The 20,286-nt window shown below is 47.1% G+C and carries 19 protein-coding genes; 4 read left to right on the top strand and 15 right to left on the bottom strand.

Going from position 1 to position 20,286, the window contains the following annotated elements:
• Positions 1-54: 54 nt before the first annotated feature.
• From SFV55_RS19680 to SFV55_RS19660, 5 genes are all read right to left on the bottom strand, one after another.
• Positions 55-2,619, bottom strand: coding sequence for a protein-disulfide reductase DsbD family protein (locus tag SFV55_RS19680; RefSeq protein WP_320031254.1), 2,565 nt, complete (start codon positions 2,617-2,619; stop codon positions 55-57).
• A gap of 109 nt (positions 2,620-2,728) precedes the next feature.
• Complete coding sequence (purQ, locus tag SFV55_RS19675; protein ID WP_320031253.1) at positions 2,729-3,442, bottom strand: phosphoribosylformylglycinamidine synthase subunit PurQ; 714 nt, start codon at positions 3,440-3,442, stop codon at positions 2,729-2,731.
• 201 nt (positions 3,443-3,643) lie between these two features.
• Positions 3,644-4,633: a hypothetical protein gene (locus SFV55_RS19670; protein ID WP_320031252.1), complete on the bottom strand. Its 990-nt coding sequence runs from the start codon at positions 4,631-4,633 to the stop codon at positions 3,644-3,646.
• 156 nt (positions 4,634-4,789) lie between these two features.
• Positions 4,790-5,935, bottom strand: a complete 1,146-nt coding sequence (locus tag SFV55_RS19665; protein ID WP_320031251.1) for a cystathionine gamma-synthase — start codon at positions 5,933-5,935, stop codon at positions 4,790-4,792.
• A gap of 35 nt (positions 5,936-5,970) precedes the next feature.
• Positions 5,971-6,486: an exonuclease gene (locus tag SFV55_RS19660; protein ID WP_320031250.1), complete on the bottom strand. Its 516-nt coding sequence runs from the start codon at positions 6,484-6,486 to the stop codon at positions 5,971-5,973.
• Between the two features lie 166 nt (positions 6,487-6,652).
• Here SFV55_RS19660 and SFV55_RS19655 point away from each other — a divergent pair, with 166 nt between their 5' ends.
• Positions 6,653-7,156 (top strand): hypothetical protein, encoded by a 504-nt coding sequence (locus SFV55_RS19655; RefSeq protein ID WP_320031249.1) that lies wholly within the window; start codon positions 6,653-6,655, stop codon positions 7,154-7,156.
• 28 nt (positions 7,157-7,184) lie between these two features.
• On the opposite strand, the gene SFV55_RS19650 is transcribed toward SFV55_RS19655, so the two are convergent.
• Entirely contained in the window at positions 7,185-8,939 is a 1,755-nt protein-coding gene (locus SFV55_RS19650; RefSeq protein ID WP_320031248.1) for a DUF5597 domain-containing protein, read from the bottom strand.
• 98 nt (positions 8,940-9,037) lie between these two features.
• Positions 9,038-9,658, bottom strand: a complete 621-nt coding sequence (locus SFV55_RS19645) for a hypothetical protein (RefSeq protein ID WP_320031247.1) — start codon at positions 9,656-9,658, stop codon at positions 9,038-9,040.
• 258 nt (positions 9,659-9,916) lie between these two features.
• Here SFV55_RS19645 and SFV55_RS19640 point away from each other — a divergent pair, with 258 nt between their 5' ends.
• A complete protein-coding gene (locus SFV55_RS19640; RefSeq protein WP_320031246.1) occupies positions 9,917-11,098 on the top strand; it encodes a glycoside hydrolase family 172 protein in 1,182 nt (393 codons plus the stop codon).
• A 90-nt stretch (positions 11,099-11,188) separates the two neighbouring features.
• Here the strand turns inward: SFV55_RS19640 and SFV55_RS19635 are convergent, their stop codons facing one another.
• The 6 genes from SFV55_RS19635 to SFV55_RS19610 form a co-directional block, all read right to left on the bottom strand.
• Positions 11,189-11,422, bottom strand: a complete 234-nt coding sequence (locus SFV55_RS19635; protein ID WP_320031245.1) for a hypothetical protein — start codon at positions 11,420-11,422, stop codon at positions 11,189-11,191.
• 174 nt (positions 11,423-11,596) lie between these two features.
• A complete protein-coding gene (locus tag SFV55_RS19630) occupies positions 11,597-12,100 on the bottom strand; it encodes a hypothetical protein (RefSeq protein WP_320031244.1) in 504 nt (167 codons plus the stop codon).
• Between the two features lie 71 nt (positions 12,101-12,171).
• Positions 12,172-13,290 carry a Gfo/Idh/MocA family oxidoreductase gene (locus SFV55_RS19625; protein ID WP_320031243.1) on the bottom strand — a complete coding sequence of 373 codons (1,119 nt, stop codon included), beginning with the start codon at positions 13,288-13,290 and terminating at the stop codon, positions 12,172-12,174.
• A gap of 152 nt (positions 13,291-13,442) precedes the next feature.
• Entirely contained in the window at positions 13,443-14,630 is a 1,188-nt protein-coding gene (locus SFV55_RS19620) for a serine hydrolase domain-containing protein (RefSeq protein ID WP_320031242.1), read from the bottom strand.
• 21 nt (positions 14,631-14,651) lie between these two features.
• Entirely contained in the window at positions 14,652-15,104 is a 453-nt protein-coding gene (gene arr, locus SFV55_RS19615) for an NAD(+)--rifampin ADP-ribosyltransferase (RefSeq protein WP_320031241.1), read from the bottom strand.
• A 96-nt stretch (positions 15,105-15,200) separates the two neighbouring features.
• Positions 15,201-17,612, bottom strand: coding sequence for an outer membrane beta-barrel protein (locus SFV55_RS19610; RefSeq protein ID WP_320031240.1), 2,412 nt, complete (start codon positions 17,610-17,612; stop codon positions 15,201-15,203).
• Between the two features lie 167 nt (positions 17,613-17,779).
• On the opposite strand from SFV55_RS19610, the gene SFV55_RS19605 reads away from it, so the two are divergent.
• Positions 17,780-18,352 carry a YdcF family protein gene (locus SFV55_RS19605; protein ID WP_320031239.1) on the top strand — a complete coding sequence of 191 codons (573 nt, stop codon included), beginning with the start codon at positions 17,780-17,782 and terminating at the stop codon, positions 18,350-18,352.
• A gap of 23 nt (positions 18,353-18,375) precedes the next feature.
• Here SFV55_RS19605 and SFV55_RS19600 read toward each other — a convergent pair whose 3' ends face one another.
• Both SFV55_RS19600 and SFV55_RS19595 read right to left on the bottom strand, forming a co-directional pair.
• Positions 18,376-18,726: a DUF86 domain-containing protein gene (locus SFV55_RS19600; RefSeq protein ID WP_320031238.1), complete on the bottom strand. Its 351-nt coding sequence runs from the start codon at positions 18,724-18,726 to the stop codon at positions 18,376-18,378.
• Entirely contained in the window at positions 18,716-19,009 is a 294-nt protein-coding gene (locus tag SFV55_RS19595) for a nucleotidyltransferase family protein (RefSeq protein ID WP_320031237.1), read from the bottom strand. Before SFV55_RS19595 ends, SFV55_RS19600 begins: the two co-directional genes overlap by 11 nt.
• An 87-nt stretch (positions 19,010-19,096) precedes the next feature.
• On the opposite strand from SFV55_RS19595, the gene SFV55_RS19590 reads away from it, so the two are divergent.
• Positions 19,097-20,227 (top strand): P1 family peptidase, encoded by a 1,131-nt coding sequence (locus SFV55_RS19590; RefSeq protein WP_320031236.1) that lies wholly within the window; start codon positions 19,097-19,099, stop codon positions 20,225-20,227.
• The last annotated feature ends 59 nt before the right edge of the window (positions 20,228-20,286 follow it).

Here is a 20,286-nt window from a genome sequence, read left to right as displayed (position 1 = left end):
ACTGTAGAGACGCACAACCATGCGTCTCTACAATCCGCAATTCCTGATATTTTCTTATTTCATCGACAAACGAGTAAACGCGTCTTTGCCGCATTGCAAAAACCCAGCGTAGGTTTCTTGCTCAGGAGTGTAGCCCCGTGGTTGGGTCAACAACTGCCCATCAGGCGAAAGCAATACGTAGTAAGGCTGAGTATTGGTCTGAAAGTATTCGGTTTGAAAATAAGACCACTTGTTGCCAACCGTTCTCAGTTTTCGGGTACCACCTAAGGCGTTCTTCACTTCTACTTGCTGTTCAGCAGGTAGTTCTTGCCGATCGTCAACATACAAAGAAATTAATACGTAGTCTTTTTCCAGAAGTGGATACACTGGCTTGGTTGGCCATACATGTTCCTCCATTTTACGGCAATTCACACAAGCATAGCCTGTAAAGTCTAACATAACGGGCTTATTGACCTTGCGGGCATAAGCAAGGCCTTGTTCCAAATCCTTGAAGCAAGTCAAGTCTTGGGGGCAATCACAGGATTTGAACCAACTGTAACACACTGGTGGTGCCATTCCACTCAATAAGGTCAAAGGCCGATAGGAGTTTGTTGCCTGATTGACCATGAAGCCAGAGCCCAGGTACACTACAAAGGCAAAGGAAACTAAGCCCAGCCCAATCTTCACTCCATTTGAGCGCTCTTTACCATAATGTGGGAAATGGATCAGCCCGAATAGGTAGAGTGCTAAACCTAGGAAAATCAACAGCCAAATGGCCAGGAATGGCTCGATGGTCAATAACTCCCAGTGTTTCACGAGATCCGCATTTGACAAAAACTTGAGTGCCAAAGCCAATTCCAGAAAACCCAAAATCACTTTGATGGTATTCATCCAGCTACCCGATTTTGGCAATGCTTGCATAATGCTGGGGAATGCTGCAAAAACGGCAAAAGGAAGGGCAAGTCCAAGTCCAAAACCGCCCATGCCTGCGGTTAGTTGCCATGCTCCACCATCAGAGCTTAAGGTACCAGCCAATAGTGACCCCAAAATAGGTCCGGTACAGGAAAAAGAAACCAAGGCCAGGGTAAGTGCCGCGAAAAAGATTCCAATCATCCCTCCTAAACTTTCAGCCTGGCTGGAGCGATTCACCCAAGAACTGGGTAGTGCAATTTCGTAATAGCCAAAAAAGGAGAAAGCAAAAAAGACAAATACAGCAAAAAAGATGATGTTGAGCCACACGTTGGTGGAAATATCGTTGAGAATATCTGGATTCAGGTTGTCAATCAAATGGAAAGGAATGCTGAGTAGCAAATATACCAGGGTTATAAAAATAGCATACAGAGAAGCGTTCCAAATGAGTTTGCCCTTTTTATTCTGGCTCATTTTGGTAAAAAAGCTCACCGTAAAAGGAATCATCGGAAACACACAAGGGGTCAACAAAGCCAAAAGCCCGCCCAAAAAGCCAAGGAAAAAGATTTTGAAATAGCCGGTTTTTGCATCTATTTTTTCTACCTCATCCCCGCATAGCCCCAGGGGAGCATCCAATTGTGGTTTGGGTAAGTCGGTGATGGTGGGCGGCCCTGGTACATTTCCTGGGTTCCCGCCATTAATCGCTTTATCTGCCTCCACCCCAATTAATGCACTCAGCTCTGCTGGTACAAAATAAAAATTCACATCAGTTGGGGGAAGGCACTCATTTAAGTCACAAGCCATGAAACTCAAATAGCCGGAAATAGGTTTGCCAGGGTCCGTCACCTTAACTTTTTGGGTAAACACCACAGGTCCTTTAGCGTATTTTTTTACCACAACACCCCCAAACAGTGGATCCTTTACTTCTTTAATGTCCCCAGCCTCTACAGTCTCACCCCCCAATGCGTAATTGCTGCTTTCAGTAAAGGTAAAGGAGGTAGGAACTGGGCCATTTTCGTCAGTATGTTGAGAATAAATGCTCCAATTTTTGTCCAAATTGGCCGTCATAGTCAGCAGGTAGGTATCTGCATCCAGTTTTTTAATGGCGGCTTGCCATTTGACGGGTTCTTTTATACCATTCGTTACTGTTCCCGATTCATCTGGAGTTCTAAAATCAGCATTGGCCACTTCTTCCGTAGCTAATGAAGGTGCTGCATTCTTATTTTGAGTATCCTTTGCCTTATCTCCCTCAATGCTACCTACCTTTTTTTTTTCAGCCCCAGCATCGTTCAACATGAATTTGAACGCAAACTCGGTCGGCGGCAAACACTTCTCGTCGTTGCAGCACATGTACTCTACATAGCCCGTGATGGGTTTGGAGGGGTCAGTTACCTTTACTTTTTGGCGGAAGGTTGCAGTATGCAGCAATTTGATGACGTTCATGTCAAATAGCTTGTCATGGCCTTCCTTGCGGTCACCCTCTTCGATGTTTTTGCCTACCAATTGGAAACTGCCCTTGTCGTAGTGGAAGGAGGTACGTACGGGGCCATCGTCGCTTTCCAGGTATTGAGAATAGGTGTTCCAGCCATCCTGAATGTTGGCCACAAAGATTAGTTCATATTCAGTTGCACTCAACTTCTTCAAACTGGTCGACCACTTAACCGGGTCTTCAATTTGAGCGGAAACACTAAATGTGCAAAACAAGAGAAAGAAAAAAGCAACTATTCTCATGGGAAAGTCTTTTTAAACTTAAACAGGCTTCTACAAAACAGCTTCGGTTGGTCAATGGTTGTAACCCAAAAACAATTTCAAGAATATAAACGCCAGGCTGTCCGCGCCACTACATTGAGGCCGACATGTGGGTCATTTTCACTAGAGAATCGAACAAACGGTGGCCGTCAGAGTTTCCAAGGATGTCTTCTGCAGCCCGCTCAGGGTGGGGCATCATGCCAAAAACATTGCGTTGTTTGTTGCAAATACCCGCAATGTTTTCCAGGGCTCCATTGGGGTTGGCACCTGGGGTGATTTCACCGTTTGGTTCGCAGTATTTGAATAAAATTTGATCGTTCGCTTCCAACTCGGCCAGCGTTTCTGGGTCGGCGTAAAAGCGACCATCTCCATGGGCAATGGGAATTTTTAGGACCTGGCCAGAATGAATCCCGGCGGTTAATGGGCTATTGTTGGAGATGGTTTTGAGGTATACATTTTTACAGATGTACTGCTGATTGGAATTGCGCAAAAGCACTCCAGGCAGCAACCCAGCTTCACACAAAATCTGGAAACCATTACAAATGCCATAGACCAGCCCGCCATTGTTGGCAAAATCAACCACTGCCTCCATGATGGGGGAAAAGCGGGCAATGGCCCCAGAGCGCAAATAATCACCAAAAGAAAAGCCACCGGGCAACACGATACAATCTCCTGCGGAAAAGCCGTCCAATTGGGTTTCTTTGTGCCAAATCTTTACCGTTTCTTGTTGCATGACGTTGCCGAGCACGTGCATCATGTCATCATCACAATTAGAGCCGGGAAAAACAACTATGCCGAATTTCATGGTTTGAGCGTTTGGTCATCCGCGAATAGCGAATGGCATATCCTTAATAGTGGGGCAAAAATAAGTTTTCATTTTCTTTGAGTCAAAGGATTAGATAAGAAACTTAAAATGAACCGTTTACTTATCTAATCCTTTGGCAAAATGAAAACTTATTTTTTTTCGCCCCTTAGAAAGCGCAAAGGTAAGGAACTGAAATGAATATTATCCTGGAAAAATAAAGGCCTGATACTTTAAAATCATCACCAGTGCAAACCAGACCAGGTGCAAAAACTCCGCCCAGTTGCGCGACATTGAACTGAACAACATCCCACTGAGCAGTCCGGCCGCAGGTGCCAGAATCATCAATTGTTGCAATTGTACATTTGCTTGAATGGGCACACTCAGAATCGCGATGAACAAGGTCCAATACAACAAGTTGATGCGCTTTTGAGATTGGATAACCCTTTTGCCCGTCAAACTGCCTTGTTGAAAGATCACCGCGAGCAAAAGGATCACAAATACAGCAACCACCAGCAATACCGTAACCGTGAATGGTGTATTTACCAAATCCAGCCAGCCAAAAGCCTGGGTAATTTGCAATTTCCAGAACAGGTCGAAATGGTTGAACCAAAAGGTGGTAACCCCCAGCAATACATAGGGTACAATCAAGCCGCAAAGTGCTATCATCCTTTCCTGGAAAGAAAAGCCCCGCATCACGTTTAAGCCCGTAAAGATGAGCAGTAAAAAAACCAGATAGGAAGGATAAAAAAAGCTGGCAATGGCCAAAAAGAAGCCCGCGTTGAATACCCGATCAGCAACTGACTGTTTCTTAAAAGTATCCATCAGCTCGTGGAGGCTAAGCAGCAAAAAGAAATTGGCAGCGTGCAAAGGGGAAAAAATGCCCAATTGGGGTGCCGTACAACTCACTAAAACGTAAAACAAACCCGGCATCATGTTGATGTCTTTGGACAAACGAAAGTTGAGGTCGATGTAATTCACCGTAAAGGCCCCAAAAAACAAAAAGCCCAATGCAAAGAACAATGCAGAGGTATTATTCCCACGAATCAGCCCTTGCAGGTAATGGAAAAAAATCCCGTACTCACCGGGCTGATCTACAACCTGCAACAATACCGGGGCTGCCAACATCAAGCCGGCAAAAAACAGGACAAAAATGGTCGACAAAATCTGATTGGTGCGGAATAACGAGAGCACTAGTTGTGGTTTTGCATAGGTAATGAGGCAAATGTAGGTAAAAAGTTGAAATGTTGAAGAGCTGAAGAGCTGCTACCACAGCGACTTGGACAGAATCTTGTCAAAAACGCTGCGGCAGCAACTCTTTAACTCTTCAACATTTCTACTCTTCAACTTTTACAGTCTATCCAGCGCTTGCGCCAAATCTTCGATCAAATCTTCCACGTCTTCAATACCCACACTCAAGCGGATCAGTGAATTGGTCAAGCCCACTTTGTAGCGCTCTTCCTGCGGAATACTGGCGTGGGTCATTGTAGCCGGATGACCAATCAGTGATTCTACACCGCCCAGAGATTCGGCCAGGGTGAACAGTTGGGTATTGGACAATACGTTTGTAGCGTATTCCAGGGTGTCGGTATGCAGGTCAAAAGAAACCATGGCGCCAAAATGCCGCATTTGTTTTTTGGCAATGGAATGCCCGGGGTGGTCGCTAAAACCAGGGTAGTAAGTCTTGCGGACCTTGGGGTGGTTGCGCAAAAACAGGGCAATTTTCTCCGCGTTTTGACAAGCCCGCTCCACCCGCAAATGCAGGGTTTTGATGCCCCTTAAAATCAAGAAACAATCCTGTGGACCAGGCACCGCTCCAATGGCATTTTGCAAAAAACGCAATTGCTGTGCGATTGAGTCATTGTTGGTGATCACTGCGCCATGAATCACATCGGAGTGGCCGCCAATGTATTTGGTGGCAGAATGCATCACAATATCAGCACCCAAATCCAGCGGGTTTTGTAGATAAGGTGAGGCAAATGTATTGTCTACACAAGTGAGGATGCCTTGCTCCCGGGCCAGCGTACACACCGCCTTGATGTCCACCAAACTGAGCATGGGGTTCGTGGGGGTTTCAATCCACAACATCCGGGTTTTGGCGTTGATTTTGGCCGCAATACTCCCCAAATCCTGCATGGGAACAAAATGAGAGACCAGCCCGTAACGCCCATGTACCCTTACCAACTGGCGATAAGAACCGCCATACAAGTCATTGCTGGAAATGAGCTCGTCGCCCGGGTTCAGCAAACGAATAATCGCGTCCATTGCCGCTAACCCACTGCTGAAGCACACCGCATGCTGGCCATTTTCCAGGGCAGCGAGGTTTTTTTCCAAAACTGAACGGGTGGGGTTTTGGGTACGAGCGTATTCATAACCCTGGTGTACGCCAGGTGCTTCCTGTGCATACGTCGAGGTCTGGTATATCGGGGTCATTACCGCGCCAGTGGATGGATCTGGCTCAATGCCCGCGTGGATGGCTTTGGTTCCGAATTTCATGGTTGTTGATTGGTTAGGGGCATAAAGGTAGTAAATTACAACTTCAGCTTCAGCCCCATTTTTTTCATTTCCAACAATGCTTCAGCATTTCCCCTCGCATCATCCACCGGATGGTGGGTATGGGGGCTAATGCGCAGGTGTTTGAAGTTCTCAAAGCTGTCTTTGACCAGGCCCTTGTACAAGCTACCCAGGTTCTGTGAGCTGTAGCCAAAGGGGTTTTCGCCCAAAAAATGATGAAAATACCAGCACACGAACATCCAGTCGAAACCATTGTTGTCGCTGATAAAAATGGGGCGATCGGGGCAGACCTCGTTTACCCAATCTTTAAAACGTTGCATTTCTCCCACGGGCTTTGGGAAACCCTGGGTTTGCTCCCGGGAATAGCCCGAAACGGCCAAAGCTTGGGGCACAAATTGTTCTGAAATGGGTTGAAATTGTGCAAAAAAGGTCTGGTTCAGTTCTGGTTTTACCAGTACCGCACCGAGGGAAATCATCGAATAATCACCGGGGATTGGGCCGTCTGTTTCGACGTCCACCATAATGTAAGCCATTGCTTTGTTTTTTATAGCAAAATAAAATGCCTTTGTTATGCTTTTTATAAAGATAGCGGATAAGCTTTTAAACTGAAACCAATAACGGATAATATAAGTTTCAAGTTCGTTTTACCCTCCTGCCGCTTTGATTTAACAAGTAGGCTTAAAACAAAAATTCAGCCACATGACCACAACCGTTACCCTCAAAACCATCTACCACTGCTCCCTGGAGCGCGCCTTTAAAGCGCCCATGCTTTGTGACGTATCCAAAGTGCATACTGGCTACGGCATCATGCCAAAAGTTACCCATTGCACCGAAGACGAAGACTGGGGCCAGCCCGGTAGCAGCAAAAGGGTATTTGTAGCGCCCTCCTTTAGCCAGCCTGGTGGCGAAGCCTCCATGGATCGGGTCATCGAACGCATCGAAAATCAATATTGGAATATAGAGGTGAGCGAGTTCAAAGCCTGGATGCTGGGCTTTTCCAAATTTGTAGGGGAATGGCGGACGACGGAATTGGAACCAGGCAAGATTTTGATCGAATACACCTATACCTTACACGCCGAAGTGGTCTGGTTGTACCCTTTAAACTGGTTGTTCACCAAGACGTTTTGGCGGGTGTATATGAAGAGGGTTTTGGAGAATGTAAGGAAGATGGCGGAAGAGGATGAGGCGTTTATGTATGCGTAATCGCCTTATCCTCCTCCAAACCATATATTCAAATCCGATACAACCTTACCTTCAACACCGACAACTGCTGCCCCGACAAACTCACCTTTTGCTCATCCCCATTCCAACGTTTGGTGGCGATGAATTGATCTTGCTTGAAATAGCCCTCGTCAATGGAAAGAAAGCCCAGGTGATTGAAGCTGATACCTTCTTTTAGCGCAAAATTGAGTTTGACCCCGTAGCCGACGATGTAAAACTCATCCGCTGCATTTTGGATGATCAAGGCTGCTCCCATGTCTTTGGGCAAACCACCAAAGGGCGAGGCAGGCGGAGCAGGTTTGTCCACTGGCGGCGTATTGGGCCCAGGAGCAGGATCGTCCTGACCAGACAATGCAGCAAAGGAAATGACTTGTTTGCCCACTTGTTCCAGGGATTTGCCAAAATCGATGCTGAAGCGGAAATCAGCCGAAGAGCCAATGCTTAGTTTGTAATCACCCAGCTCGATCTCCTTGTTGCGGGCGGGGGGAGCGAAGTAGGCGCCGCGCATTTGTGACGAATTGAATTTGGAGCTGATCAAGCCTTGCATCTGTTGGAGGGTTCCGTTGATCTCAGTGAGCAATTTCAGGTTGGTTTTGACTTGTTCGTCGTTGCGGTTCCAGCCATCGATTCCGAATGGGGCAAAACCAATGGCATCGTATTCGGCAATGGCGTACAGCACCCCAGCGGGCGAGAGCAAACTTTCCGGGATGAACAGGATATTGCCCCCCGTTTTGTATTTGCTGAACAAATCGTCGTAATCGATGGTATACACATTGGGGGAGTAAAAATCCAGCGCAGTGCCGCCCGCCCGATACAGGTCCAGCACGTGGGGGTTGATGGTGCCGTGGGGGTAAGTTCCCCGTTTGTTGTACAACCAACCATTGCAAAAGGTCGGCAAGTCCAATATCTTCCGGCCCTGCGCAGCAACATGGTTGATGTAAGTGGAATAATGATAGGCCATAAACAACTCTTCGCTGTAGTAGGGGTACTCACCTTCGGCGCTGCTTTTGCCAAATAACTCTTCCCAGGTTCCTTGGATTTTGTATCCATTGTTTGCCCAGGCCTTTTCCAGGGCTGGAAACAGTTTCCCTTTGTTGGCATTGAGGTAAGTGGTGACCGGGGCAGGCACGGCGGCATTCCAGGCTTGGAGCGCGGCGGGGGAATAATCCCGGTAGCCCTGGAAACAACCCGGTTCGTTTTCGGTTTGCAGCAGGATGACCGTATGCTCTTTGTCAACTGCGACGAGGTGTTGCATCAGCGCTGCATAGGCTTTGGCGTCGGCATCGCGATTGGCGGCGCTAAACGGGGAGAGAATTTCCAGGGTTTTGCCATCGGCCAGGGTATGGCGGGGAAAGCGTTGGGGATTGGTTTTTACCCAGGCGGGGGCATAGGAGGAAGTGGTGCTTTTCCAACTTCCAAACCAAACGAGGGCTATTTTTAGTTTTTCTTTCCGTGCGCTCTGCAAGAGTTGATCCAGCAGCCAAAAGTTGAACTTGCCTTCTTCAGGCTCAATGAACTCCCAGTAGGCGTAGGCCAGGATGGTGTTCATGTTCAAGGCCTTGGCTTGCTTGAGCACTTTTTTCAATCCGGCCGTATCCGAACCCGTCGAATTGTGGATTTCAGCGCCAAGCATGATGAAGGGTTTGTTTTGCACCATCATTTTGGCTGCCCCTCCACTTTTATCCAGAAAAGGACGCTGGGCAAAACTGAGTAAAGGGATCAAAAGGATACCCAGGGTGGTGACTATTTTGGGAAGATTGGCCATGCTGTTGTTTTTTGCGAATTTGATGAGGGTAAAATTAGCACCAGCAAGGCGAGTGGGGTATGCAATAGGGTTCTTTGATTGTGCAGTTTCAATCCCGATCACCCACCGCTCAAAATAGAATAGATCGTTGTCAGAGCCAGCACCAAAAACAAGGCACTCAGGATGTAATTGATATTCCGGGCAATGAATTGAACCCGCTGCTGGATGAGCCGGGCAAAGGAAACATAGAGCATAAAGAGCATAAACGCCCCAGCCATGGCCCCAAGGGCAAACAACCAATTGTGCGGCGCCTGGGTTTCCAATACCCCCTTCGCTTCCAGAATGGTAGAATAGCCCAGAAAAAAGGGAATCGCCAGCATGTTCATCCAGGCCATGCTGAAACCGGCCCAGTAGCTTTGCGTGCCACTTCCCTTCAATTTAAGCTGGATTTTCCGGCGGGCCTGTCGGTAAAAGAAATAGGCCAAAAGCAGGAATACACCAATCGCGGCATAGCTGAGGTAATGGATCAGGGCCGGGTTGTTGGCCAAAAACTTGGCAAAGGTCACCGCGATCAAAGCTTGAACGAAGATGACGCTGGAGGCACCCAATACAAAGCGCAAGGCCTGCTGCCCGGGGTGTTCCAGACTGATCTTCAAAGCGGTCATGTTGAGCATACCGGGAGGGCTAAAACCCAAAAAGGCGACTAAAATGGCGAGGAATATAGTTTGGAGGAGGTCCATGTGGAATTTTTGTCAAAAATAAGCGGAACTGTGGTTGGCGAAAGTGAAGAAGGTCACAGAGGGGGCTGTCATGCTTAATGGAATGTTTTACGTGTTCTGTTGGTCAGAAACTGGGAATGGGAATGTCAAAAATAATTTTGCAGCTACAAACGAAGTTGGTAATCTGATTTATACTTTTTTTGCAATTTGTAGCTCAATTTTATAGTTGCAACAAGTTCACAAAGATACCTACAAAACCTACAACCAACCTTACAACCCATGCGTCACTATTTTGTCCTTATCAGTCTGGCTTTCACTTTTTTCCTCCAGGGCCAAAGCCTCCACCAAATACCAAAGAATGTCAAACGCAGCAGCATCAGCAGCTTCGAGAACTTCAATGGGGTAATCAACAATGGTGGCAAAATCAATAAAGGTGCCAAAGGTCACGCCTTTGAAGAATTTAAAGCAGGCGAAACCAAAACCCTGTTAGACCTCAAAGGACCGGGCATCATCCAGCGCATGTGGTTCACGGTGCGGGACCGCTCGCCCGAAATGCTGCGCGCTATGCGGCTGCGCATGTATTGGGATGGGCAAAGCAAACCCGCAGTAGATGTGCCTTTTGGCGATTTTTTCGGCTTTGGATTGGCCAAAGTGGTCCGCATGGAAACTGCGCTTTTTGCAAATCCTGAAGGACGGTCTTTCAACTGTTTCATCAGCATGCCCTTTAAAACGGGGGCCAAAATCACCATTACCAATGAAAGTGAACTGGCCAACGAGATGATCTTTTACGACATTGACTTCGTGGAGTTGAAAAAACCTGAGCCGGATGCCCTGTATTTTCATGCCTTTTGGACCCGGCAAAAAAGCTCGGAACTGGGCAAGGATTTTGAATTTTTGCCCCGCATCGAAGGCAAAGGGCGTTACCTGGGGCTAAATATGGGCATCAAAACAGATGCTTGTTATGAAAATACGGGTTGGTGTGAAGGCGAGGTCAAGTTGTACATGGATGGCGACGCGCAATACCCTTCTTACGTTGGCACAGGTACTGAAGATTACATTGGCACTGCCTGGGGCCTGGGGGTGTACACCAACCTGTATCAGGGCTGTACCGTGGCCAACGACAGTACCCGGGAATACGCATTTTACCGCTTTCACGTACCCGATCAGGTGTTCTTTTTCCAGCATTTTAGCGGCGCTATCCAACAAATGGGTGGTGAAATGCGCGACTACATTCGTCGACTGCTTACAAACAATGCGCCCCTAAAGCCAATTATGGTGCTGGCCGGAGACAAAACGATCCGTTTGTTGGATCAACCCAAAGATATTTTTGATGCGGGTTTTCCGGATGGCTGGGTGAATTTTTATCGACGGGATGATTATTCTTCGACGGCTTATTTTTACATGGATCGGCCAACAACAAGCTTGCCGGCCTTGCCGGGAGTGAAGGAAAGGATCAATTGATGCTATTTTATTTTTTGAGTACGTGAGTTAAGAATACATGATTTTAGACTTTAGCAGTGGGCTGTCGCAGCGACTTAGAACAGAGCTGTGTCAAAATCGCTGCGGCAGCCCACTTCTAAAATCTAAAATCATGTACTCATGTATTCTTAACTCAAAAAAAGTACTTATCAAGCTTACTTTAAATTTAAGCCTGATAAGTTTTCTTCCAGCGATTTCTTGTTGGTCCAGGGTAAGGGAGAAGACTTGCTGGTAAAAAGCAACGGCGCGTTCCATGTTGCTTACCGAAATCTCAAACCAGTTGATTGCATTGACAGCATTGTCCATTTGATGAATTGATTTAAAGGTGATTGTAATTTGGGGGTTTACCCATTGTTTAAAAAATAGCATCATCACGCTGACGAATGAAGTGTGAAGATTCGGACAAGGCGCTTAAATTTTTTTTGTGTTTTTTTTTATTCGGGGTGCCAGGAACTGGTAAAGGGTTGATTTTTGGGGATTTTACTCCTCAATTATTTCTGCCTCAAACAGGCTTTGCAGATCCGCTTTAGATAGTTTGCTTTCATATTTAAAGGCAAGCATGACCACAACGTAAAACACCACTAACATCCCAAGAGGGATCAAGGTCATTGGGTCAAAATCAGTACTACCAAAGGCTTGGGATAGAAAGAGTATTCCAACGACTCCCATGATTCCTCCCCAGAGGCATAAAAAAGCAATGATCACAACATGTAGCCTCATTTTCACCCTGATCAAACTCCCACTAAAGGTATTTTCAATGCTTCCGCTGATTCTTGGCAAAAATGAGTTTCGGTAGCCGATGATTCTTGAGATGTTGAAGGAGTGTCCAACTATTTTACCTTGATAGGGTTTTGTCTCGCTTTGCTTAAACGGCCCAAAACGAAAAATTCTTACCGGTTCAATGCTGTCTTCGAGCCGTTGAAGGAGTTCGGCTTCTTTTAATTTTGATTGAAAGGTGATGTTTTCTGCTGGCAAATATTTCATAAAGGATGGTATTAAAATGGATATTAAGTACTCGGTCATTTGTCATGCCCGAGTACTTGACATTTAATTATTTACAACTTCAGCGGCACCTTTTTCCCCGTCTTGACCGCCAAAAAGATCGCATCAATGATTTTCAAGTCTTTTAAACCTTCTTCCCCGTCTACTGGTACAATCGGTTTTTTGCCCTCTAAAATGATCCCCGCCATTTCATCCATTTGTACGGTTTGATGCGTAACGTGAGGGTAGTCCAATTCCCCTTTGTTGGTGCGGGCCTTGATGGGGCCATAACCTGTAGAGGGCAACATTTCCGCAAAACCTTTATCCCCATTCAGGAAAAAACGATCCAGGTTGTTCAATGAATAGGTGGACAGGCAGGAAGCCACTGCACCACTTGGGAAACCCAATTGAAACTGGATGGTCTCATCCACACCCGGTTTGAATTTTTCGGGATTGGTTTTGGTTTCCTGGGCGGTCACCCAGATAGGTTCTTCGCCGATCATGTAGCGGGCGCCGTTGATTGCATAGATGCCAATGTCCATCATTGCGCCGCCGCCTGCCAGTTCTTTTTTCAGGCGCCATTGGGTAGGATCGCCAATGATGAAGCCGCAAAGACCCTGGAAAAACAACACTTTACCCAGTTCCCCTTCCTTTCTCCTTCGGATGATTTCGAGGGTTTTGGGCTCAAAGTGCATTCGGTAGCCGACCAGCAACTTGACGTTGTTTTTTTTGCAGGCATCGATCATGGCCTGGCCATCTTTGGCATTGATCGACATGGGTTTTTCACAAATCACGTGTTTGCCCGCATTGGCCACCCGAATCGCCTGGTCTTTGTGCAAGGCATTAGGGGTGATGATGTACACGGCATCAATATCGGGGTTGTCTTTGAGGGCATCAAAATTCTCGTAGTTGTAACAGTTTTTTTCCGGGATGCCGTATTTGCTCTGCCAGTCTCTGAGTTTGGAAGGCGTACCACTGATTGCGCCTACCAATTTGGCTTTTTGGGAGCTTTGCATGGCTCCAGCAACGCGGTTTCCATAACTCCCCAAACCCATGATGGCTACCCGCAAAACGGGGCCTTCGTAGGGTTCTTGCGGGCTTGCGTCCTCAGGGGCACCCAAAACGAAGTCGGGAATTTGCAAGGCGATGGCTGATGCAGTAATTTTTTGTAAAAAGTTACGACGTGAGCTCATAAAACAGAGTTGTGTTGTGATTAAGCTTCTTGATAAATGAATTGAATGAATGCGAACGGATCAACAAACATGGTAGCTGTAATATCCTGAATTATATTGAGATGGCAAAAAATCAGGGAACAAAACTCAGTTGTCTCTCTTTCTGCGATGCTTTAACTGTGTTTCTTGCAAAAATTTGAAAAGATGTCAATGGCCTCATACAATTCAAATCCAATGCCTTGGGCAATTTGTTGGGGTTCGGTCATGCTATGCGTCAAAAACAGGGAAACCGTTTTTTTCACAGGGTCTGCGGACCACCAGCCACCATATGAACCTGGCCAACCCACCGAGCCAAGCGAGCCCGAGCATGGAATTGAGCCATACTTACTTTCTTTCATAACCACCGCCAGCCCCATACCAAAGCCATAATGTTCGCTAAAAATCGGATTATCCATCAAGGTTGATTCAGCCCTCTGCGTAGCGGTCAATTGATTGGTGCACATGGTATCAATGCTTTCCGGTTTTAGGAGTTGAACGCCATTTGAACTACCGTTTTGGGCAAAAAGGGTAGCAAATTTTAAATAGTCACCGATCGTGGACCACAATCCTTGACCGCCTGATTCATAGGTTAAACCTGGGGGGCGTTCTTTGAATGCCATGTTTAAGGGAACGGTTTCAAGGTTGACCAGATTACCGGATTCGTCGTACCCAAAATTGGAGGCACATCTGCTTTTTTTGTGGTCTGGGACCTCAAAAAAGGTATCACTCATGCCTAAGGGCGCGAATATTTTTTCCTCCATCACCTTACTCAGTGGTTTCCCTTCAATGGTCGCAAGGAGTATGCCCAACAAATCACTTGATCGGCCATAGTTGAACAGTTCACCTGGCTGGTTGACCAATGGTAAACTGGCCAGGCCATTGATCCAATGTTCATTGGTCAACTCCGAATCAATGTCGCCACCTAAAACCCTGAGGTAATCCGCTCTAAGTTTTCCTTTTTGAAACTCGCTGTACGTAAATCCTGCCCGGTGGGTCAATAAATCAAGAACAGTAATTTGTCGCTTGGCATCTTCGTATTCCCCCTGTTGGTTTTTTAGGACTTGCATGTGCCTAAACTGCGGAAACCATTGGGTGATCGGGTCGGACAAATCCAATTTCTGCTCTTCCCATAACATCATTGTGAGGACTGCAGTAATGGGTTTGGTCATGGAGGCAATCCTGAAAAGGGTATCGATGTTCATCGGTTCCTGGGTCTCCAAATTTTTGTATCCGGAACTTTCCAGGTATACAATTTGGCCATTTTTCCAAAACAGGCAGTTGAGGCCGCCCAGTTTGTGGTTGTCTAGGAGTTTTTTAAACATTTTTCGGGTGTTATTCAGTAGTCAGTCATTGAGCGAATCAATACCCTGTTCCTTCAGCTTTTCCAATGCGTCTTTCATGGCTTTGACTTGTTTTGCTGGGTGCCCTATCCAGGAGGCAACTTCCCCTACAACTCTAAAGGGATCGGTCGAGCGATAGGATTTTGTAGGATTGCCCGGGAATTTTTTGTCGGTCAGGTCAGGGTCATCTTCAATTGCTCCGGTCGGTTCTACCAAATAGATCCTTTCTCGTCCTGAGCCAAAAGCGAGTTCTGCGCCCCAAATCGCCGCGTCTAAGGTTGCAGACAAAAAAATGTATCTGGCATTTTTTCTCTTTCCGTAGTTTGAGTTGAACCCTGGTTCGATCAGGTCGCCAATTTTTAAGTCAGCCTTGGTCCCGTGGAAATAGGTTTGGGCAAAAGGTGTTGAACCTTGTAAACTTGCCGGCCGCTCGTCTTTGGTTTCTTCCAGTGCCATTTTATTGCGTTTGGATGGTTGAACGTGGAAATATGCTCACTTATTACCAAGGCATTCGGGGTCATGGCCTTTAATTTTATCACATCAACCTTCTGATCAAAACTTCCAACTGTACCCCACCCGAAAAGCCTGCGTTTCGTAATAATCAGTAGTCGTGTAGGAGAATCCACTTCCCGTGATCGTTTTTTGAATCCGCAACGTATTCAATACATCACTTCCATTCAAAAACAATTCACCCTTTCCATCCTGGATCGTTTTTTTCAAGCCCAAATTCACCGAAAAGCGGGCCGCGATTTTGCCCTGCGGGATAATGTCTGGTGCCAGGTAAATGCTGGTCACTTGCAGGTCGAGTTGTTTGGGGAATTTGAACGTGAGGTTCAATTTGGCATTGCCGGCCGTGTAAGTCGTCTTTGCCGCCGAAAACACTGAGGGCAGCGGGTATCTGTTTTCCACCGTAAATGCATCGATGACGTTGCGGTACACATTCAGATTGGCGTTGAAGGAGAACCATTTGTTTACCGATTGTTGCACAATCCACTCCAGGCCAGTATTGTAACTCAATCCGGCGTTTTGGTAAATGTTGTAGATGATGTTGCTGCCGGGCACGATGGTTCCAATACGGATTTTGGTGCCATCGACGATGCGATGGTACAAGGCCGAGTACCAGTAACCTTTGGCCCAGGAAGTTCGATAGCCCAACTCGATGGTATTGGTGAACTGCGGTTTTAGGGCCGGGTTGCCCACTTTCAAAATCTCGGGCTCATCGTATTTGGGGAAAATGCGGATGTCGCCTTCGTCTGGTCGGTCCACCCGACGATTGTAAAACAAAGAAAGTTTATGGTTGGCTTTCAGGTTGTAACTCAGGCGCACACTGGGAAAGGGTTGGGTGTAGTTGTAGCCGTCGCTTTTGTAAGTGTTGTGCTCGGGGTTTACCGTATATTTTAGTTGGACGTACTCCACCCGCAGCCCTGCCTCTACTTCAAAATTGTGGCGCTCATAAATGTAATTGCCGTATAGGGCTGGAATGGTTTCGCCGTAATTGGCCCAGCCAGCGGCATTAGTATCCAACGGCGAATTGATCCCTGGAAAAAAGCGCATATCAGTGGGAATGTAGCGGCGGCGGAATTTAAACCCGGCTTCTACCCTACCGTGTTTCAAGGGTTTGATGTAATCCAGATTCAGGTCGGATACGTTTTCGTCGGCAATTAATTTAAAGGTGTCCCGGCCCGTAAAAGTTGGGTTAATGTTGGTCAAAAAATATTTTTCATCTTCCCGGTGAAAGGTGTAATTGAAACTCAGGTTGAGCAAATGCCCCGCCTGTTTGAACTTGTGCTGATACACTGCCGAGCCCGTAAAAGCGGTATTGTATTCATCTTCGTGGAACTGCCACAAGCGGCGGCGTTCGGACAAGTCCTGGTTGAAATAGGGAATGTCGCCATCGTCCAGAACATGCTCATTGCTGTACAGGCCGGAAAACGTGAGGGCATCATTGGCACTGATTGCGTAATCGACACCTGCTTTGGCGGCTATGTTGGTGGTAGTGCGGTTGCGCTGTACCTGTTGCCGAACTACGTCCCCATCTTCATAAAAACGGGTTGTGAATTCGTTGCGGTTCAAGGTTTTGTCCAAGAGCCAATCGCTTTGTAAAAAGGTATTGAGCTTTTTGCGGCGGTGATTGAGGGCTACCGAGGGGTTGAATTTGGGAGTAGCCTGGTATTGCGTTCGGATTCCCGGGAGGCTCTCCGCTTTAGGCCACAAGGCACCCAAGCCTGTCATCACCCCAATTTTTCCATTCCAACCCTCCTCCTGATTTTTTTTATAAATGATATTGATGATGCCTGCGTTGCCGTTGGCGTCGTATTTGGAGGAAGGATTGTTGATGATTTCAATTTTTTCAATGGCGGAGGCGGGGATATTGTCCAGGCCTTTTTGGTTACCAAAACCCGTCAGGGCGGTTTGTTTGCCATCGATCAGGATCGTGACTTTGTCGCTGCCGCGCAGTTGTACTTTGCCGTCATTGTCGGTGGTAATGCCCGGCAGGTTTTTCATGGCTTGCAGCACCGAACCACCACTTTGGCTGAGGTTGTCACTCAGCGAAAAGGTCTTTTTGTCCATCCGGCTGTTCACTTCGTCCTGTTGACCACTCACGACTATTTCGCCAAGCTGGATGGCATCTTCCTGAAGTTCAAGAATACCCAAATCCAAAAAAGCGCTCAACTTGCCCACTTCCACCTTTTGAATGCTACGGCGGTACCCAATCAACGACAACTCCAGCACATAAGTGCCGCTACTGAGCTCAGCTACGCTAAATCGCCCTTCTTCATTGCTGATGGTGCCTGCGACCAGACTGCTGTCTTGCGGCGATTTAAAAACGACGTTGACAAAGGAGAGTGGAGCTTTGGTTCCAGCATCTTTCAGGAGGCCTGAAATGGTGATTTTGGGGTTTTGGGCAAAAAGAAACATGGGGAGAAAAAAGAACACCCCTAACTGTGGTTTTGACCCGAACATAGCTGGATGATTTGTACTGAATGATCGAGGCAAGTTAAAAGAAAAAAATGGACACTTGAGGGGGCATTTTGCCGGTTATAGGATTTGAGCACCTTTTTGTTCCCTTGCGAATTCAGCGATACGGATTAAATTTGAAAACACTTTCTTTACCACCTTTACCAAAACAAATGAGCAAACCCATCCTCCGCTTCACCAGGTACAGCCTTTTTCTTTTAATGCTCTGGATCTTCCTCCACCTCAGCATCACCATCATCGACGGCTTGTGGGATCGTCAGCAATCTTCCGACCTTGCCGTCATCATGGGCAATAAAGTCAACGAAGATGGTAGCCTTTCCCCTCGCCTGGCCAAACGGGTTGAGTGTGGCTTGCAATTGTACCAACAAGGGCGGGTAAAGCGACTCCTCGTCAGTGGCGGCCTGGGCAAAGAAGGCCATTACGAGGGAGAGAAAATGCGGGACTATTTGCTCAAAAATGGGGTACCCGATAGCCTCATCATCGTGGACAACCAGGGGAACAATACCACCTTGTCGGTTGTCAATACCCTCCGCTTACAGGATTCCTTGCAGTTTAAAAGTGTTATGGTGGTTTCGCAGTATTTCCATTTGACGAGGAGCAAGATGTTGTTCCGGAAAAAGGGATTTAAGGCGGTGAGTGGAGTGAGTCCCTGGTATTTTGAGTGGCGGGATGTATATGCCTTGGGACGGGAGATGGTGGGGTATTATCGGCAGGTGGTGAATTGAATTTAAGCATATAATTCTATGTTTTAGGAGCCGAATTCAGAAAGTAAATGCTCTAAATTTCCTTTTAAAACCGGTAGGTTTACCGTAATAATGTCCCAAATGCTTTTATCGTCAACTCCAAAATATTCATGAATCAGGACATTCCGCAAACCAATTATTTGTCGCCAGGGTACTTGAGATGAAGTCTGCTTTAGTTCTTCAGAAACCCGATTGGCCGCCTCTCCGATAATTCCTAACTGCCTAATACAAGCATCAAGGCGCATGTTGTCTTGCTGAAATTGTTCAAATGTGATTTTTTGAATGTAGGATTCAATGGTCTTGATGGCTTTTAGTATGTGTTCTATCCGCCCTTTATCCCCAAATCTATCTGGCATAAAGCAACTCTTTTTCTTGATGAATTTGCGGTCCTATAAATTCTGAAAGCCCCCGAGCTGAAACCAAGTCCACTTCCCTACCCAGTAAATCCTCAAGGTCCAATCTCATGCTTACGAACTCCAGCCCGACTGGTTGAGTATAATCCAGTTCCACCAAAATATCTACATCGCTTTTTTCCTCGGCCTCACCACGCACATATGAGCCAAATAAGTAAGCTTTCAAAACTGGTTTGTTTTTAAAATAGTCCCGGATTGTCTGTACTTGTTGGTCGTTGAGGTACATATTTTGCATTTGGATTGGATAAAATTATGTTTTTTTGAGGTAATGAACAAGCCTTTCAGTTTTACAAGTCCGAAAGAAAAAAAATCCATGCGCCTTTTCTCCATTTTTATCATCTGCTTATTCTTCCTCACCATGTCCCAAGCCCAAACTCGCGCCCGCGCCCTTGGCCTCCGCGTCGGCGTACTGCCCACTGGCCGCCACAACGCCATTACTGACGTAGGCAATGTCCAGGTCGGTCACCATACCCTGCGTGAAGGTCAAAATATCCGTACCGGAGTCACGGTCATTGTACCGGATACCGGCAATTTGTTCCAAAATAAAATCCCCGCCGCCATCTTCGTAGCCAATGGGTTTGGCAAACTGGCGGGCAGCACCCAAGTGCAGGAGTTAGGCAATCTCGAAACCCCCATCGCCCTCACCAATACCCTCAACGTATCCACCGCCATGGATGCCCTCATCGAATACACTTTGAACCAGCCCGGCAATGAAAAAGCTCAGTCGGTCAATGCGCTGGTGGGCGAAACCAACGACGGTTACCTCAACGACATCCGGGGGCGACACCTGCGCAAGGAGCACGTATGGGAAGCCTTGAAAAATGCCAAATCCGGACCGGTCGCCGAAGGTTGCGTGGGCGCAGGGACAGGTACAGTATGCTTCAATTTTAAAGGAGGAATTGGCACGGCCTCGCGGAAATTCCCAGCCGAATTGGGTGGATATACCCTGGGCGTGCTGGTGCAAACCAATTTCGGTGGCGTCCTGGAAATCAATGGTGCTCCCGTAGGCAAAGAACTGAAACAATACTACCTCAGCGAATACTTCAAGGACAAAGCCGACGGCTCCTGCATGATTGTCGTTGCCACGGATGCCCCCTTGGATAGCCGCAATCTGGAGCGCCTGGCCAAACGTGCATTTTTAGGTCTGGGCAAAACGGGCGGCATTGCCTCCAACGGCAGCGGCGACTACGTCATTGCTTTCAGTACGGCCCCTGAAACGAGAGTCAAACACGAATCCAAGGACCTCACTCAAACACAGACCGTATTGCGCAACGACGCCATGTCTGGCCTGTTCATGGCCGCCATCGAAGCCACCGAAGAAGCCATCCTCAATTCGCTGTTTATGGCCAGCACTACCGAGGGTAAAGATGGCCATAAAATTGAGGCGATTCCGCTGGATAAGGTCCTTCCTATCCTAAAAAAATACAACGTTTTAAAAAGATGAAAGATGAGAGATGAAAGATAGGCTGCCCCAGCAACATTGACCAACAACACCGAAAATTC

This window comes from Haliscomenobacter sp. (assembly GCF_033763495.1).
Taxonomy (GTDB): Bacteria; Bacteroidota; Bacteroidia; order Chitinophagales; family Saprospiraceae; genus Haliscomenobacter.
The sequence above is the reverse complement of the archived record's forward strand: the minus strand, read 5'-3'. Positions and strand labels throughout refer to the sequence as shown.

What these genes read in the sequence shown, in the direction of transcription:
- SFV55_RS19680 (WP_320031254.1), bottom strand. Translation starts at nt 2,619, where the DNA reads ATGAGAATAGTTGCTTTTTTCTTTCTCTTGTTTTGCACATTTAGTGTT.
- purQ (WP_320031253.1), bottom strand. Translation starts at nt 3,442, where the DNA reads ATGAAATTCGGCATAGTTGTTTTTCCCGGCTCTAATTGTGATGATGAC.
- SFV55_RS19665 (WP_320031251.1), bottom strand. Translation starts at nt 5,935, where the DNA reads ATGAAATTCGGAACCAAAGCCATCCACGCGGGCATTGAGCCAGATCCA.
- SFV55_RS19660 (WP_320031250.1), bottom strand. Translation starts at nt 6,486, where the DNA reads ATGGCTTACATTATGGTGGACGTCGAAACAGACGGCCCAATCCCCGGT.
- SFV55_RS19655 (WP_320031249.1), top strand. Translation starts at nt 6,653, where the DNA reads ATGACCACAACCGTTACCCTCAAAACCATCTACCACTGCTCCCTGGAG.
- SFV55_RS19650 (WP_320031248.1), bottom strand. Translation starts at nt 8,939, where the DNA reads ATGGCCAATCTTCCCAAAATAGTCACCACCCTGGGTATCCTTTTGATC.
- SFV55_RS19645 (WP_320031247.1), bottom strand. Translation starts at nt 9,658, where the DNA reads ATGGACCTCCTCCAAACTATATTCCTCGCCATTTTAGTCGCCTTTTTG.
- SFV55_RS19640 (WP_320031246.1), top strand. Translation starts at nt 9,917, where the DNA reads ATGCGTCACTATTTTGTCCTTATCAGTCTGGCTTTCACTTTTTTCCTC.
- SFV55_RS19635 (WP_320031245.1), bottom strand. Translation starts at nt 11,422, where the DNA reads ATGGACAATGCTGTCAATGCAATCAACTGGTTTGAGATTTCGGTAAGC.
- SFV55_RS19630 (WP_320031244.1), bottom strand. Translation starts at nt 12,100, where the DNA reads ATGAAATATTTGCCAGCAGAAAACATCACCTTTCAATCAAAATTAAAA.
- SFV55_RS19625 (WP_320031243.1), bottom strand. Translation starts at nt 13,290, where the DNA reads ATGAGCTCACGTCGTAACTTTTTACAAAAAATTACTGCATCAGCCATC.
- SFV55_RS19620 (WP_320031242.1), bottom strand. Translation starts at nt 14,630, where the DNA reads ATGTTTAAAAAACTCCTAGACAACCACAAACTGGGCGGCCTCAACTGC.
- arr (WP_320031241.1), bottom strand. Translation starts at nt 15,104, where the DNA reads ATGGCACTGGAAGAAACCAAAGACGAGCGGCCGGCAAGTTTACAAGGT.
- SFV55_RS19610 (WP_320031240.1), bottom strand. Translation starts at nt 17,612, where the DNA reads ATGTTCGGGTCAAAACCACAGTTAGGGGTGTTCTTTTTTCTCCCCATG.
- SFV55_RS19605 (WP_320031239.1), top strand. Translation starts at nt 17,780, where the DNA reads ATGAGCAAACCCATCCTCCGCTTCACCAGGTACAGCCTTTTTCTTTTA.
- SFV55_RS19600 (WP_320031238.1), bottom strand. Translation starts at nt 18,726, where the DNA reads ATGCCAGATAGATTTGGGGATAAAGGGCGGATAGAACACATACTAAAA.
- SFV55_RS19595 (WP_320031237.1), bottom strand. Translation starts at nt 19,009, where the DNA reads ATGTACCTCAACGACCAACAAGTACAGACAATCCGGGACTATTTTAAA.
- SFV55_RS19590 (WP_320031236.1), top strand. Translation starts at nt 19,097, where the DNA reads ATGCGCCTTTTCTCCATTTTTATCATCTGCTTATTCTTCCTCACCATG.